Source organism: Chromohalobacter nigrandesensis, assembly GCF_023061285.1.
GTDB classification, from domain to species: domain Bacteria; phylum Pseudomonadota; class Gammaproteobacteria; order Pseudomonadales; family Halomonadaceae; genus Chromohalobacter; species Chromohalobacter nigrandesensis.
On sequence record NZ_JAKGAM010000004.1, the window covers coordinates 47,036 to 61,425 of the forward strand.

Consider the following 14,390-nt stretch of genomic DNA (forward strand, 5'->3'; position numbering starts at 1 on the left):
ACCACCCAGATGAACAAGCTTGCGAAGCGAATCACTAGCCAGATTGAATGAATCGGAGGATGTATGGCAGACAAGAAAATGAGCATTTTGGTCGTGGATGATTTCCCGACCATGCGGCGCATCGTGCGCAGTTTGCTCAAGGAACTTGGCTTCAATAATGTCGATGAAGCGGAAGACGGCCAGGAAGCACTCAATAAGCTGCGTGCCGGTGGTTTCGAGTTCGTGGTTTCTGACTGGAACATGCCCAACCTCGATGGCCTCGCGATGCTCAAGGAGATCCGTGAGGACGATGCGTTGTCGGAACTCCCGGTATTGATGGTGACGGCGGAAGCCAAGAAGGAAAATATCATCGCCGCTGCACAGGCCGGGGCGAATGGGTATGTCGTGAAGCCGTTCACTGCTGCGACGCTGGAAGAGAAGTTGGACAAGATTTTCGAGAAACTGGGCAAGTAAGTTCGCACGAGGAGGGCAGGCCATGAGCGGTGAAACGCAGCCGGAGAACAGTGCGGATGGCACCCACGCTGACGATCTGATCTACAAGATCGGCAAGATGACGCGCATGCTCCACGAAAGCATGCGCGAGCTGGGGCTCGACAAAGAGATCGAAAAGGCGGCCGAAGCGATTCCGGATGCGCGGGACCGTCTCAGTTATGTCGCCTCCATGACCGAGCAAGCGGCAGAGCGTTCATTGAATGCGATCGATCAGGCGCAGCCGTTGCAAGAGCGTATGGAGTCGGGCGCCGAGAAGCTCGATCAACGCTGGGAAGAATGGTTCGCTGCGCCTGTCGAGCTGGACGACGCCAAGGAGTTGGTCAAGGATACGCGTGACTACCTGCGTGATGTGCCGACCCAGACCAAGGCAACCAATGCGCAGTTGCTCGAAATCATGATGGCCCAGGATTTTCAGGACCTGACCGGTCAGGTCATCAAGAAAATGATGGATGTCATTCGCGAGATCGAGCAACAGCTAGTGCAGGTGCTGATCGATACCGCGCCTGATAGCCATAACAAGGAAGAATTGCAGCAACTCGCCGACGAACGCTCGCGTAAAAGCAAGAAAGATGATGAAGAGCTGCTCAACGGGCCGCAAGTCAAGCCCGAAGGTACCGATGTCGTCAATAACCAGGACCAGGTCGATGACCTCCTGGATAGCCTGGGTTTCTGATCCCTTCCTGTGCTGCCGGTGCCCGCCGGCAGCATTTCAGCCCCGCGTCCCCTGAATAGCATAGCTAAGTAGCCGCTATTCCAGTGATCGGCTGTCCCGCGTTCCCGAGAAAATAGCGCCCATTCGATGAATGCGGTTGTTCGACGCTTAGGTATTTACCTTGGCGAAGGGCTTCTAGCGCCACGACGTCAGAGGGCTCATGGCTGAGGGTAGCGACAGCGACGAGGAAAAGACCGAAGACCCGACACCACGACGACTCGACAAGGCGAAGGAAGACGGTGAGGTTGCGCGTTCGCGCGAGCTGACGACCTTCATGCTGTTGGCGGCGGGGGTGATGGCGCTATGGTCGCTCGGCGGCCACCTCTACGACAGCTTGGGGGTGGTCATGGAACAGTCATTCATGTTTTCACGCAGTGAAGCATCCGATACTACCGTGCTGATGTCGCATGTCTGGGCGTTGGGTAGAAACGCACTGATGTCCTTGTTGCCGTTGTTTCTCATCGTATCGGTCGTCGCGCTGGTAGCGCCGGTCATGCTGGGTGGCTGGTTGATATCAGGGAAAGCGTTGCAGCCCCAAGTGTCCAAGCTCAATCCGCTGAAAGGATTGAAACGCATGTTTTCATCGCAAGCAGTCGCGGAATTGGGCAAGGCCGTTGCCAAGTCGGTATTGGTGGGGGGCGTCGCTGTCGTCTTCCTGTGGTGGCATCGTGGCGACCTTCTAGGCTTGATGAACCTGCCTTTGAGTGAAGCGCTGGCGCGGGGTATGGATCTTGCCGCGCTGTGTCTCGCCTTTTGCGTAGCGACACTCATCGTCGTGGTGTTGATCGATGTGCCGTTTCAGTTGTGGAGCTTTACCAAGAAGCTGCGCATGACCAAGGACGAGATCAAGAAAGAGCACAAGGAAACCGAGGGCGATCCTCAGGTCAAAGCCCGCATGCGCGCCCAGCAGCAGTCCATGGCACGGCGGCGGATGATGGCCAAGGTGCCGGATGCGGATGTCATCGTCACCAACCCCACGCATTATGCCGTGGCGCTGATGTACGAGGGGAGTCAGATGGAGGCGCCGCGTGTCGTGGCCAAGGGCTCGGATCTGGTTGCCACGCGTATTCGCGAGTTGGGCGAGGCGCATGGCGTGCCCTTGCTGGAGGCGCCGCCGTTGGCGCGCGCCCTGCATCAGCATGTGGACCTCGATCAAGAAGTCCCCGCGAATCTGTATACCGCCGTGGCGGAGGTCCTGGCTTGGGCCTACCGCTTGAAACGTGTGCGCGAGGAAGGAGGTGACTGGCCGCAAACGCCACATGACCTGCCCGTGCCCGACGAGTTAGATCCGTCTCGGCACAACGTTGCCGACGCCAAGGACACACCATGAATGCGTTGAGTCAGTTATGGGGCCGTCGTGGGTGGCTGAACGACACCCGCTTGAAGGTGCTTGCCGGTCCCGTGCTTATCATCATGATTCTGAGCATGATGATTCTGCCCTTGCCGGCGTTCATACTGGACCTGCTTTTTACCTTCAACATCACCCTGGCCGTGATGGTGCTGCTGGTGAGCATGTTCACGCAGAAGCCGCTCGATTTTGCGGCCTTCCCGGCAGTCTTGTTGTTTTCGACCCTATTGCGGTTGTCGTTGAACGTCGCTTCCACGCGCGTAGTGTTGATGGAGGGCCACGAAGGCGGCGATGCGGCCGGCAAGGTGATCGAGGCCTTCGGTGCCTTTCTGATCGGCGGTAACTTTGCCGTCGGTTTGGTCGTGTTCATGATTCTGGTGGTAATCAACTTCATGGTCATCACCAAGGGCGCGGGCCGTATCGCCGAGGTCGGCGCGCGTTTTACGCTGGATGCCATGCCCGGCAAGCAGATGGCCATCGATGCCGACCTCAATGCCGGCTTGATCGGTGAGGATGAGGCGCGGGCGCGGCGCCAGGAAACCTCTCAGGAAGCCGATTTCTACGGCTCCATGGACGGGGCCAGCAAGTTCGTGCGCGGTGATGCCATCGCCGGCATCATCATCATGATGATCAACTTGATCGGCGGCCTGGCGATCGGTATGGCGCAACACAGCTTGAGCTTTTCCGATGCCGGGCATACCTATACCTTGCTGACCATCGGCGACGGCCTGGTGGCACAGATCCCGGCGCTGGTGATCTCGACGGCGGCGGGTGTCACCGTCTCGCGGGTCAACACCGATCAGGATGTCGGTCAGCAACTGATCAGCCAGCTCTTCAACAATCCGCAGGTCCTGATGCTGGCCGCAGGCGTCATGGGGCTGTTGGGCCTTGTGCCGGGCATGCCCAACCTGGTCTTCTTGCTGTTCACCGCGTTGCTCGGGGGCTTGGCATGGTGGATGTGGCGGCGCGACCAGCAACAGGTCACCCAAGAAGCGTCCCCCCAGACACCGCCCCCACAGCCCGAAGTGCCCGAGGCAACCTGGGACGACGTGCAACTGGTCGATACGCTGGGGCTTGAAGTGGGCCACCGCTTGATTCCGCTCGTCGATCACCGCCAGAAGGGCGAGTTGCTGGGGCGTATCAAGAGCGTGCGCAAGAAATTCGCTCAGGATGTCGGCTTCCTGCCGCCGGTGGTGCACATCCGTGACAACCTCGAACTTGGGCCGTCGACCTACGTCATCACACTCAAGGGCGTCGAAGTGGGGCGGGCCGATGCGCATCCTGGCCAATGGTTGGCCATCGATCCTGGGCAAGTATCGGGTAATGTGGAAGGTACGGCGACCCAGGACCCGGCGTTCGGTCTGCCCGCCGTGTGGATCGACGCCGCGCAGCGCGAGCGCGCCCAGGTCTACGGCTATACCGTGGTCGATGCGAGTACCGTGGTGGCCACGCATCTCAACCACCTGCTGCATCGCCACGCCAATGACATGCTGGGACGTCAGGAAGTACAGCAATTGCTCGACAAGATCGCGGCCGACAACAAGTCGCTGGTCGAGGATGTGGTGCCCAAGCTGCTGAGCCTGACCGCGATGCAGCGGATCTTGCAGAATCTGCTCGCCGAGGAAGTCTCGATTCGCGACATGCGCACCATCCTCGATACGCTGGCCGAGCATGCGTCCCAGCAGACCGATCCCCACGAGTTGACCGCCATGGTGCGTGTGGCGCTGGGACGTGCGATCACCCAGCAGTGGTTCCCGGGCGACCAGGAGATGCATGTCATCGGCTTGGAAGCCAATCTCGAGCAAGTCCTGACCCAGGCGCTAAGCAATGGCGGTGGCCTGGAACCGGGACTCGCCGATACCCTCATGGAACAGGCGATGGCTGCCGTGGAGCGTCAGGAAGCGCGTGGCGAACCGACGGTGCTGGTCGTCCAGCATGGTCTGCGCGCCTTGCTGGCTCGCTTCCTGCGTCGCCGCATCACCCATCTGGTGGTGATGTCCAATGCCGAAATCCCTGATGACCGCACCTTGCGTGTCACCGCTACCGTCGGAGCCCGTTCATGAGTGTGATGCGTTTTCTCGGTGCCACCAGTCGCGAGGCGATGCGTCAGGTGCGAGACGCACTGGGGGACGACGCCCTGATTCTTTCCAACCGGCGCATGGATGACGGCGTCGAAGTCGTTGCCGTGGCCGAAGAGGCCCAGTCGTCACTGGTCGAACAGGCCGAGGACGTGGCCGTGCCCGCGCAGGCTGATGCGCCGTCCGATGCTGCACCGTCCGCGCCGGGGCAGGATCGCCTATACGCCGAGATGCAGGCCATGCGCGAACTGCTGATGTCGCATATCGCCGAGACACCACGCCCACGCAGTGCACGCCCCGGCGTGCGCGGTGTCTTGCGCCAGCGTCTGATTACTGCCGGCTTCAGTGCCCGTCTGGTGCGCGAAATGCTCGAGACGCTGCCCGACGAACTCGCCGAGGTCGATGCCGATGATCCGCGTCTGCTGGCCTGGAGTCGACGTCAGCTAGAGACGCGTCTCGAGGTGCTCGACGACGAGGCGACGATGCTCGAAGGGGGCGGTGTGTTTGCCCTGGTGGGGCCGACCGGCGTGGGCAAGACCACGACCACCGCCAAGTTCGCGGCGCGCTACGTGATGCGCTTCGGCGGGGACGACGTAGCGTTGGTGACCACCGATGATTACCGTATCGGCGCGCATGAACAATTGCGTATTTATGCCCGCCTTTTGGGTGTCGATGTGCATGCCGTGCATCATGAAGATGATCTTGAAGGCTTGCTGACACGCCTTGAAGGCAAACGCATGGTGATCGTCGATACCGTGGGCATGAGCCAGCGCGATCAGCGCGTGACGGGGCAGATCGCGCGCCTTGGCGGTGCCAGCCGTCCGGTGCGGCGTCTCTTGCTGCTCAATGCGGCAAGCCATGGCGATACGCTCGAAGAGGTCGTCGAGACCTATCAGCGTGCCTCGCGGGATGCCGGTGCGCCGCTTTACGGTTGCCTGTTGACCAAGGTCGACGAAGCGCCGCGCTTGGGGGCTGCGCTGGATGTCGTGATGCGCCATCGGCTATGCCTCTATTACGTCTCCCATGGTCAGCGCGTGCCCGAGGACATTCGTCTGGCCGAAGCGCCAACGTTATTGGACGAAGCCTTGGCCGTGGGGCAAGGCTCGCCGTTCACCTTCGATGATGGCGTGCTTACTGACATGCTGCGGCCGACCGCTTCGGGACAGGGCCTGCAAGCATTATCGCGGGATCTCCTGGCACAGCGCGATCAACTGACGCGGGTGATGGAAACGCTGCGACGCGACGTGCCGGGCGTGTCCTGGCTCGACGCCGCGTGGCGCCGTCGCGAGTCGCCGCGTGCCATACAGCAAGCCTGGCTCGAAGAACACCTGGTACCGCCGCCGATGATCAAGGCATGGCATGACGCCGAGGCGACCGGGCTGTTCTGGCCGGGTGGCAAGCCACGAGGAATGGATTGGGCAGCACCGATGCTGCCGTTGGATGCCAACGGTGATGTATTGCCGCTGGCTTGGCCCTTGCATCGCTGGCCGCCCTCCGATACGCAACGCCTGACCCTGGCACGTCGCCATCTGGGCAGTCATTGGCATGTGTTCGCGCGGGTACCCGACGCCGATGTCAGGCAAAAGCTGCGCGAAGCGGACAGCCCCTGGCTGGCCCGTACGCGGGTGCAGCAGCGCGTCTGGCATGCCGGTGAACGTCTGGCGATAGGCGAGTTGGTCGATCTGGCCGAGCCCTGTGGCCAGCATACTTGCCGCCTGCGTGGTCGCACGCGCCGTGTGACGCTGTCGCGCTTACCCGTGACTTTGGCCGAGGCCGATACGACGACTCTGCAATTGTGGATCGCCACGAGTCACGACCCCGAGAGCGAGCGTCGGCGTGGCGTCTATCACTGGCTAGGGCATGGCGGCGATGCGCTGGAGATCGATATGCGCGCCTTCGTCTATCGCCAGCTCGAACAGGACGATCTGCCGCGTTTGATGCGCACGGCGTGGCAACAGTTGGGGGCGTCGGCACCTCTCGACTGCGAACTGCGCGTCTACCTGGCAGGGCAATTGGCGTCCTTGGCGCTACGCATGGACTTGAGCGAGGACGGCTGGGCGGTGGATGCGCGTCCGGTGGTGAAGCGTCTCGCCGGTGAACGCAAGCGCCGCAGCCCCGATACCCTGCTGCAGGGGTTGATGCACTTGCTGACGGCGCATGCAGCACTGTCACAGGCATCGTAAGGTGACGACGATGAACGATCAAGCAGCAGGATTACGCGCCTATGCGAGTCAACGCCGCGATAAGGCAGCTCTGGTGACGATCGGCCATCCGTCGCCTCAGGCGGTGACGGCGACTTGTGAACGGTTGGCGTCACTTAGTGGCCTTACCTGGGAGACTTTGCCCCTCGCCGTGGGCGAGGTGACCGCCGCCCAGCGTTCCTCGCCACATTGGGGAGTCTGGGTGGCCCCCGGCGCGGAAGGTCTGCAGCGTGCCTATCGCGAACTCAAGCAGTGGTCGCAGCGCGAACGTCTACCGCGTCTGCTGGTGATACGCGATCCGGCTAGCGCGGGCGATATGCCGCTTGGCAACCTGGTGGACACGGCGCGCCGCTTCCTGGCGGTCGAGCTTTACGTCGACGCTGCCGAGTGGCTGGCGCAGACGCTACCCTCAAGCGAGCGCCGCTCGTGAAAACTCTGGGCTGCGTCATGGCATTGCTGGCCGCGTTAGGCGCCACGCTGAGCATGACGCCATTCGCGCACGCCGTCGAAGCCGGCAGTTGGGCGGTGACGCTGCCGCGTGGGCCGCTGCTGACGACGCCGGGGCGTGACGAGCGCACGGCGCCCCTGGAGCCGCCCAGGTCCCACGCGGTCGGCGATGGCCGTATCACGCGAGTGTCCTGGCGTTACACCACGAAGGGACCGGGCGAAGTGCGGGCGTGGCTGTGTCATCCGCATCGCTGTGTCGAAATGGCAACGCGTCGCGGAGGGACGCAGGCCTTGGAAGATCTTTCCGCCGAGGGACCTTTTGTACTGCGCTTTCGGCGAGCTGACTCCCGGAGCGCGCCGCGCGGGGATGTGCGTATCGAGGATCTACAACTGATCGTGAATTACCGCTGAAAGGGCGCGGTGGAAACGAATTCGGGAAAAGGCCCAACAAGCGGGGGTTATTCCGGCCTTGGCTGGCGGACCGGAAGCTCGATAATGTCAGCGGGCGTCGCGTCGCGCGTCGACCCCGAACATCCGAGGCGATAGAGATGTATACGGCACAGGGCAAAATCGACCAACGCGCATTGCTGGAGCAATACACGCCCCTCGTGCGGCGTCATGCGCTGGCATTGCAAGTACGCTTACCGGCCAGTGTCGAACTCGATGACTTGATTCAAGCCGGCATGGTGGGCTTGCTCGACGCGCTGGAACGTTTCGATACCGCCCAAGGGGCGAGTTTTTCCACCTTCGCCAACCAGCGCGTACGCGGCGCGATGATCGATGAACTGCGCAGTCGCGACTGGATGCCGCGCAGCGTGCGTCGCAGTGTGCGGGCGCTGGATCAGGCGGTACATAAGCTCGAACAGTCGCTGGGGCGTGCCCCGGACGAGCGCGAGATCGCCAGCGCGCTGGATATGAGCGTCGACGAATATCATCAGCTGCTGCTGGATGCCAATAACGGCTATCTGCTGGGCTTTGACGAGGTGGTTTCCGAGCTTGGCGAGCCTCCGGCAGGTGAAACCGCCCCCGCGACGCCGCTCGAGTCACTATTGAAAGGCGATGCGCGTACCCATTTGGTCGAGGCCATCGAACATCTCCCCGAACGCGAAAAGCTATTGCTGGGGCTTTATTACCAGGAAGAACTCAACCTCAAGGAAATCGGTGCCGTGCTCGGGGTCAGCGAGTCGCGGGTATGCCAACTGCATAGCCAAGCCGTGGCGCGTCTCAGGGGGCGGCTTGCCGCCTGAGACCCGCCAGGCTCATTATTTCTTCGCTGCATCCCCCACCTCTACCAGGGTATTGGCCAAGCGGTCACCGAGGGTGCCCCAGGCCGCCCCTAGCGCTCTCACCAGCGCGGGATAGCCATCGTCTTCCAACGGGCGCTCGATCTCGAAGGACTCGCGTGACAGTGTGCGATCGTCGTCGTCACGGATGCGCCACTGACCGCCGACCACGGCCATGCCGTCGTCGCGGCCCTGGAAGCGGTCGACGTCGAGCTGGACATGCAGCGCCGGTGTGGAGGGCTCCCCGGATTGCCCACGACGCAGCACGTCGGCGTTGGGCAGTGCCTGTCCGAGATGCTGGCGCATGCGTTCCTGCAATTGGCGATCCAGGGGTTCGGCCCATAAATAGTTGCTTGCCTGGTGGATGCGAATGTCGTCGAGTTGCATGACGATACCGTCATCCTTCAGGTAGCTGGCCATGCGTGGCGCCGCCAGAGAGACGCTACCTTTGAAGTCACCGGCGACTTTGACGTTTTGCGTCTCATCGGGGAGCGTATAGCGCGACTGGTCGATGCCTTGTCCGGCGCAGCCGACCAGCAGCGACATGAAGAGCCCCAGCCCGGCGGCGGCGAGAAGCCGCATCGGGCGCGTCGGGCATCGCGTATGCATTAATGTTATCTCGGTCATTGGCGTGGGGCCCTGGGTTGCGGATCTGGGGCGTCTTCGCTATCGAAGATCAGAGCGTTGGGCTTCTCGCTGAGCGTGCGCGCCACGGGTTGCAGGTCGCGCATCAATGACTCGAGCCGCGAGAGCGTATCGTTGAGTTCACGATAACCCTGCGAGTCGGGAGAGAAACCATCCAGCGTGTCGCGAGTCTGGCGCAGCGTCTTGTTGAGATTGCCGGGTAGCTCGCGCGTTGCCGGGTCGTCGAGCAGCGTGTCCACTGAAGCGGCGATCTCGTTGACTTGCTGCATCGTGTTCTGCGTGGTCGACAGCGTCTCGTCGAGAGAGTCGAGGACGGGCTCGATCTGCACGTCGTTGAGTTTGTCGAGCAGGTTCGAGACCTTCTCCTCGATCTGCGCCAGGCTGCCGGTGGTGGTCGGGAAGACCTGCTTGTCCTCGAACGTACGCGACTCGTAAGGCTCGGGATCGTCGCGGAAGTTCAAGTCCACGAAAAGGCCACCGGTGAGCAGATTGCCTCGCTTGAGTGTTGCGCGAAGGCCGTTCTCGAACATGCCCTGGAGACGATCGCGCCATTCATCGGCATCGAAATCGTCCTGGGTGTCGTCGAAGCGCTGGGGTTCGATGCGAATCAGCACGGGAATGGCGAAGCGGTCCTGGGAGTCGTTGGACTGCGGCGCCGAGAAATGCCACGGCACGGTTTCTACGGTACCGACGCGCACGCCGCGATATTCCACCGAGTCGCCGTGGCTAAGCCCGCGCACGGTATCCTCGACCATCAGCACATAGTCGAGATAATGATCGAAGGTCCCTTCACGGGCACTTTCCTCGTCGCCAAACAACTGATAGGTCGTCTCCGGTTCGGCAGGTTCGCCCATCTCCACGTCTTCGGGGACCCCGAAGGTCACGCCACCGCCGATGAGCGATTCCATCGACTCGATATTGACCTGGAATCCCTGAGAGTTCAGGCGCAGGTCGACGCCCGACGAGACCCAGAAGCGTGTGGTGTCGGTGACCAACGAATCGTAAGGCGCCTTGATATAAAGTCTGTGCTGCATCTCCTTCTTGTCGGGGTCGAACTCGGTGTTCTCCACGCGGCCTACCGTGAAGCCTTGATAGGTGATCGGGTCGCCGGCACTCAGGGAACTGCCCACCTGGCTGACCAGGTTGATGCGGATGCCCGGGGCGTCGGGGGGCGCGACCGGGGGCTGGTCGAGCACATCGAAGTCGCGTTGCGGCTCATCGCCGTGGCCGGGTAGCAATTGAATGTAGGCCCCCGAGAGCACGGTCCCCAGGCCGCTAATGCCTTCGCGGTCGATGCGTGGCTTGACCACCCAGAAACGCGCATCGTCATTGAGCATGCGTTCGGTATCGGGCTGCATGCGCGCGGTGATCACGGTGTGCGACATGTCGTCGGAAAGCGTCACATCCTCGACGCGGCCGACCTCGACATTGCGTGTCTTGATCAACGTCTTGCCGGCTTCGATGCCTTCGGCGTTTTCCATTTGTAGCGTGATCGTGGGGCCGAGGCCGGAAAGGTTATCGTAAAGCATCCATAAGCCGATGAGGATCGCCACCAGGGGCACGATCCAGATCGGCGAGAGGCGTCGGCGATGTTGGCGTGTCGCGCGCTGTGGAGCTTCAGGCATCGTCGGATTCCTTGCGTGATGAAACGGTAGCGATATGTCGTGGTAGGCGGTCGCGCCACGCGCGTCGAGGTCGCTGGGGAAGATCGTCCCAGATCATGCGGGGATCGAAACTGTGGGCCGCCAACATGGTAAGCACCACAACGCTGGCGAAGGAGAGGGCGGCGGGGCCAGGCGATATCGACATCAATTCGCCCGCGCGGATCAGCGCGACGAGGATGGCGACCACGAACACATCCACCATCGACCAGCGGCCGATGAACTCGGTGATGCGATACAGGCGTACGCGGGTGACGTTGCCCAGCGGCTCGCCGCGATGGCGTACTGCGTAGCACAACCAGCCGAGCGCGAGAATCTTGCCGATGGGCACCACCACGCTGGCGGTGAAGATGATCACCGCGATGGGAATGTCGCCATGCTGCAGAAACAGCATGACGCCACCGATGATGGTCGAGGGCGAGGTGTTACCCAACGATGTCGTGCTCATGATCGGATAAAGGTTCGCCGGAATGTACATCAGCAGCGCGGCGAATAGCAGGGCCAGCGTGCGTTGACGGCTCCCGGGGGTTCGCGCGTGCAGCGTTTCTCGGCAACGCCGACAGCGCCCGCGCCCTCGCGGATCGAGACGATTGACCAGCCCGCAGGTCGGGCATCCACTCAAGCCTTGCGGCGCTGCGGGCTCGCCCGAGCGGGCGCCTTCCGGCGCCAAGGGCTCGCTGGCCAGCGCGAACCACATCCAGTCGGTGTCGATGGATTGGGTGGTGAGCAGCAATAGCAAGGCGTAGGCGCAGAACGTCCAGAATGAGAGCCCCAGGTCGACATCGGCCATTCCCGCGATCTTGAATAGACTGACCAGCGCAGCGATAACGAAGACATCGGCCATCATCCACGGTGTCAAGTGTTTCAGGGTGCGGGCGATACCGCGCGAATAGGGCAGAACGCGGCGCTTGAGAAGTCCCAGCGAGAGCCAGATGACGCCACACAGATAGACCGTGGGCAGGATGATCACGGTCAGCAGCACGCAAATCGCCACCAGTGGTTCGTGAAAGCCGACCAGTGCCGAGGCAGTTTCGGTCAGCTCGATACGGTTGGTGACGCCACGTGCCTCGAAACTGATGAAAGGAAAGGCCACCGACAGCATAAGCATGACCAAGGCGGCGACGGCCAGTGCCAGGCTGCGCTCGGCAGGCTTGTCGTGGCGTGTGGCCAGCGTATGCTCGCAACGCGGGCAGTCGGCTTTTTCTCGAGGACGCAAGGGCGGCAGCGCCACTAGCAAATCGCATTCGTGACAGGCGCGCAGACGCCGCCGTGAGTGGCGCGTCGTTGCCACACCCGAGGCCATGTCGCGCGGTGGGTGCTGGGGCGCATGTGACGAAACGGTATCGACCAAACTCAGTCTCGCTCCAAGATTTAGGGTGCCGGGTAACGTGCGTACTATAGCAAGTTGGCGCGCCACCTTTTTGCCTGAGGTATCAGGATAGCGAACAGCGTACATTCACGTGCGTATGTTTGTCAGTAGCGTGCCCGGCCAATTGCGTTAGAATAGCGCGGCATCGCGATAACATGCATGTCACGACGATGTTCAAGGGCAACGACATTCAAGGAGAAGTACCGTGCTGATGGCCATCATTGCCGTAGCGCTGGGGTTGGCGGTCCTGGTATGGAGCGCCGATCGATTCGTCGATGGTGCAGCGGCGACCTCACGCCACCTGGGGTTACCGCCGTTGTTGATCGGTATGGTGATCATCGGTTTCGGCACCTCGGCGCCGGAGCTGATGGTCTCGGGGCTTTCCGCCTGGCAAGGCAATCCCGGTCTCGCGCTGGGTAACGCCTATGGTTCTAATATTGCCAATATTGGCCTGATCGTGGGCCTGGTGGCATTGTTCAGCCCATTGACCATGCACTCTCAAGTGTTGCGTCAGGAGCTTCCGCTGCTGGTGTTGGTGACCCTGGCCTCGCTGTGGTGCCTGCAGGATGGCGACGTTTCGCGCTGGGATGCCGTATTGCTGCTGGCGATGCTGGTGGCGTTTCTAACCTATAGCGTCATGCGGGGACGTCAGCAGGGCAGCGACACGCTGGCCGACAATACCACCGCTAACCTCGATACTCAGTCGATGACGCTCAAGCGCGCGATCACCTGGACCCTGGTGGGGCTGGTCATGCTGATCGCCAGCTCGCGCCTATTGGTATGGGGGGCGGTGGATATCGCCTCTGCGTTTGGGGTCAGCGACCTCATCATCGGGCTCACGGTCGTGGCCATCGGCACGTCGCTGCCGGAGCTTGCTTCGTCTATTAGCGCGGTACGCAAGAATGAGCACGATCTGGTGATCGGTAATGTCGTGGGCTCGAATTTGTTCAATACCCTGGCGGTAGTGGGGTTGGCGGGCGTCATCACGCCCATCGACGTGGAGGGTGCGGTCCTGGTGCGCGACTGGCCCGTCATGGCGGGTTTGACCCTGGCGCTGACCGTGTTCGGCATCGGCTGGAAGGGGCAGGGGCGCATCAACCGCGTAGAAGGCGCGCTGCTGTTGGCCGCCTTTATCGTGTATACCGCCTGGCTGGTGATGTCGGTCGTTGGCGGACGCTAGGCGAATCCGCATCGAGCCAGTCGCTTAGACATGCTCGTGCCAGGGCGAGAGCTCGCCAAGGGCCTCGCTGAGCGGACGCAGGTCCTCGCTCGAGGCGGGCGCGCGGGATTGATAGTCGATGCGTATGCGCGTGCGATCCGCAAACGCCGTCTCGAGCTGCTCGATCCACGGGCGCTGCTCCTCGCGCCAGTTAGTGAGCCACTGACTATCGACCTCGGCGGGCAAGCATTTATTGATGACCACCGCGCCGACATGCAAACCATTGGCCTCGAGCAGGTCACGCGTGCGGGCCGTTTCCAGCACCGGCAGGCGTTCCGGGTTGGCGACCAGGATCACCGCCGAGTGTGCAGAGCAGGTCAAGTGCTCGCGAGCGGCGGCGAGACGCCCACGGCGGCGCATCAACGCCTCCTGAATGGGGTCGTCTACCACCTCGCCGTCCCCCAGCCAGGCCTTGTAATCGTTACGCACCTTATGGCGACGTTGCATCAAGCCGTCCACCCAGGCGCCCATGATTTCCGGTAACGCCAGCAAGCGTACGGTATGGCCGCCCGGCGCGGTATCGAAGATCAACCGATCATAGTCCTCGCCGGTATCCAGCAGCAGACCAACCAGGGCATCGAATAAGGCGGCTTCCTCGGTGCCCGGTGCATGGCGGGCCAGATCGAGCTGGCGGAATACCGCTGCGCTGCGTTCGCCGCTTACCATGGGCTTGATGTTGTCCTTGACTTGCTCCAGGTAGCGCTGCGTTTCGTGGTCGGGGTCGAGTTCGACGACATCCAGGCCGGGGCGCATGCGTGTCGGTGTCGGGCCGGGTTGGCGACCGAATAGATCGGCCAGATTGTGGGCCGGGTCGGTGGACACCAGCAGGGTGTTCCATCCGGCATCCGCGCAGCTCAGCGCGTAAGCGGTCGCACAGCTAGTCTTGCCGACGCCGCCCTTGCCGCCGAAAAACAGGCTCTTGGCCATATCGACTT

At 62.1% G+C, this 14,390-nt stretch carries 13 protein-coding genes; 9 read left to right on the plus strand and 4 right to left on the minus strand.

Annotation, left to right across the window (positions count from 1 at the left end; genetic code table 11):
• Positions 1-63: 63 nt before the first annotated feature.
• From cheY to L1073_RS07020, 8 genes are all read left to right on the plus strand, one after another.
• A complete protein-coding gene (gene cheY, locus L1073_RS06985) occupies positions 64-453 on the plus strand; it encodes a chemotaxis response regulator CheY (protein ID WP_246897920.1) in 390 nt (129 codons plus the stop codon).
• Between the two features lie 22 nt (positions 454-475).
• Positions 476-1,165 carry a protein phosphatase CheZ gene (gene cheZ / locus L1073_RS06990; protein WP_246897921.1) on the plus strand — a complete coding sequence of 230 codons (690 nt, stop codon included), beginning with the start codon at positions 476-478 and terminating at the stop codon, positions 1,163-1,165.
• Positions 1,166-1,364: 199 nt separating this feature from the next.
• Positions 1,365-2,534: a flagellar biosynthesis protein FlhB gene (gene flhB / locus L1073_RS06995; protein ID WP_246897923.1), complete on the plus strand. Its 1,170-nt coding sequence runs from the start codon at positions 1,365-1,367 to the stop codon at positions 2,532-2,534.
• Positions 2,531-4,615 carry a flagellar biosynthesis protein FlhA gene (gene flhA, locus L1073_RS07000; protein ID WP_246897925.1) on the plus strand — a complete coding sequence of 695 codons (2,085 nt, stop codon included), beginning with the start codon at positions 2,531-2,533 and terminating at the stop codon, positions 4,613-4,615. Before flhB ends, flhA begins: the two co-directional genes overlap by 4 nt.
• Positions 4,612-6,813: a flagellar biosynthesis GTPase FlhF gene (gene flhF / locus L1073_RS07005; protein ID WP_246897926.1), complete on the plus strand. Its 2,202-nt coding sequence runs from the start codon at positions 4,612-4,614 to the stop codon at positions 6,811-6,813. Before flhA ends, flhF begins: the two co-directional genes overlap by 4 nt.
• 10 nt (positions 6,814-6,823) lie before the next feature.
• Positions 6,824-7,261, plus strand: coding sequence for a hypothetical protein (locus L1073_RS07010; protein ID WP_246897927.1), 438 nt, complete (start codon positions 6,824-6,826; stop codon positions 7,259-7,261).
• On the plus strand, positions 7,258-7,689 hold the full coding sequence (locus tag L1073_RS07015) for a flagellar protein FlhE (protein WP_246897929.1): 432 nt from the start codon (positions 7,258-7,260) through the stop codon (positions 7,687-7,689). Before L1073_RS07010 ends, L1073_RS07015 begins: the two co-directional genes overlap by 4 nt.
• 137 nt (positions 7,690-7,826) lie before the next feature.
• Positions 7,827-8,525 carry an RNA polymerase sigma factor FliA gene (locus L1073_RS07020; RefSeq protein ID WP_246897931.1) on the plus strand — a complete coding sequence of 233 codons (699 nt, stop codon included), beginning with the start codon at positions 7,827-7,829 and terminating at the stop codon, positions 8,523-8,525.
• A gap of 15 nt (positions 8,526-8,540) precedes the next feature.
• On the opposite strand, the gene L1073_RS07025 is transcribed toward L1073_RS07020, so the two are convergent.
• From L1073_RS07025 to L1073_RS07035, 3 genes are read right to left on the minus strand one after another with little or no spacing between them, the layout of a single operon-like run.
• Positions 8,541-9,170 carry a PqiC family protein gene (locus L1073_RS07025; protein ID WP_246897932.1) on the minus strand — a complete coding sequence of 210 codons (630 nt, stop codon included), beginning with the start codon at positions 9,168-9,170 and terminating at the stop codon, positions 8,541-8,543.
• A gap of 14 nt (positions 9,171-9,184) precedes the next feature.
• A complete protein-coding gene (gene pqiB, locus L1073_RS07030) occupies positions 9,185-10,831 on the minus strand; it encodes an intermembrane transport protein PqiB (RefSeq protein ID WP_246897934.1) in 1,647 nt (548 codons plus the stop codon).
• Positions 10,824-12,170, minus strand: a complete 1,347-nt coding sequence (locus tag L1073_RS07035; protein ID WP_246898284.1) for a paraquat-inducible protein A — start codon at positions 12,168-12,170, stop codon at positions 10,824-10,826. Before L1073_RS07035 ends, pqiB begins: the two co-directional genes overlap by 8 nt.
• A gap of 271 nt (positions 12,171-12,441) precedes the next feature.
• On the opposite strand from L1073_RS07035, the gene L1073_RS07040 reads away from it, so the two are divergent.
• Positions 12,442-13,416 carry a calcium/sodium antiporter gene (locus L1073_RS07040; RefSeq protein WP_246897935.1) on the plus strand — a complete coding sequence of 325 codons (975 nt, stop codon included), beginning with the start codon at positions 12,442-12,444 and terminating at the stop codon, positions 13,414-13,416.
• 24 nt (positions 13,417-13,440) lie between these two features.
• Here L1073_RS07040 and L1073_RS07045 read toward each other — a convergent pair whose 3' ends face one another.
• The gene (locus L1073_RS07045) at positions 13,441-14,382 is read right to left on the minus strand and encodes an ArsA family ATPase (RefSeq protein ID WP_246897937.1); all 942 of its coding nucleotides are present in this window, start codon (positions 14,380-14,382) and stop codon (positions 13,441-13,443) included.
• Positions 14,383-14,390: the final 8 nt, after the last annotated feature.

Coding starts and splice junctions, on each gene's coding strand:
- flhF (WP_246897926.1), top strand. CDS start 4,612: ATGAGTGTGATGCGTTTTCTCGGTGCCACCAGTCGCGAGGCGATGCGT.
- L1073_RS07010 (WP_246897927.1), top strand. CDS start 6,824: ATGAACGATCAAGCAGCAGGATTACGCGCCTATGCGAGTCAACGCCGC.
- flhB (WP_246897923.1), top strand. CDS start 1,365: ATGGCTGAGGGTAGCGACAGCGACGAGGAAAAGACCGAAGACCCGACA.
- flhA (WP_246897925.1), top strand. CDS start 2,531: ATGAATGCGTTGAGTCAGTTATGGGGCCGTCGTGGGTGGCTGAACGAC.
- L1073_RS07020 (WP_246897931.1), top strand. CDS start 7,827: ATGTATACGGCACAGGGCAAAATCGACCAACGCGCATTGCTGGAGCAA.
- L1073_RS07025 (WP_246897932.1), bottom strand. CDS start 9,170: ATGCATACGCGATGCCCGACGCGCCCGATGCGGCTTCTCGCCGCCGCC.
- pqiB (WP_246897934.1), bottom strand. CDS start 10,831: ATGCCTGAAGCTCCACAGCGCGCGACACGCCAACATCGCCGACGCCTC.
- cheY (WP_246897920.1), top strand. CDS start 64: ATGGCAGACAAGAAAATGAGCATTTTGGTCGTGGATGATTTCCCGACC.
- cheZ (WP_246897921.1), top strand. CDS start 476: ATGAGCGGTGAAACGCAGCCGGAGAACAGTGCGGATGGCACCCACGCT.
- L1073_RS07035 (WP_246898284.1), bottom strand. CDS start 12,170: ATGGCCTCGGGTGTGGCAACGACGCGCCACTCACGGCGGCGTCTGCGC.
- L1073_RS07045 (WP_246897937.1), bottom strand. CDS start 14,382: ATGGCCAAGAGCCTGTTTTTCGGCGGCAAGGGCGGCGTCGGCAAGACT.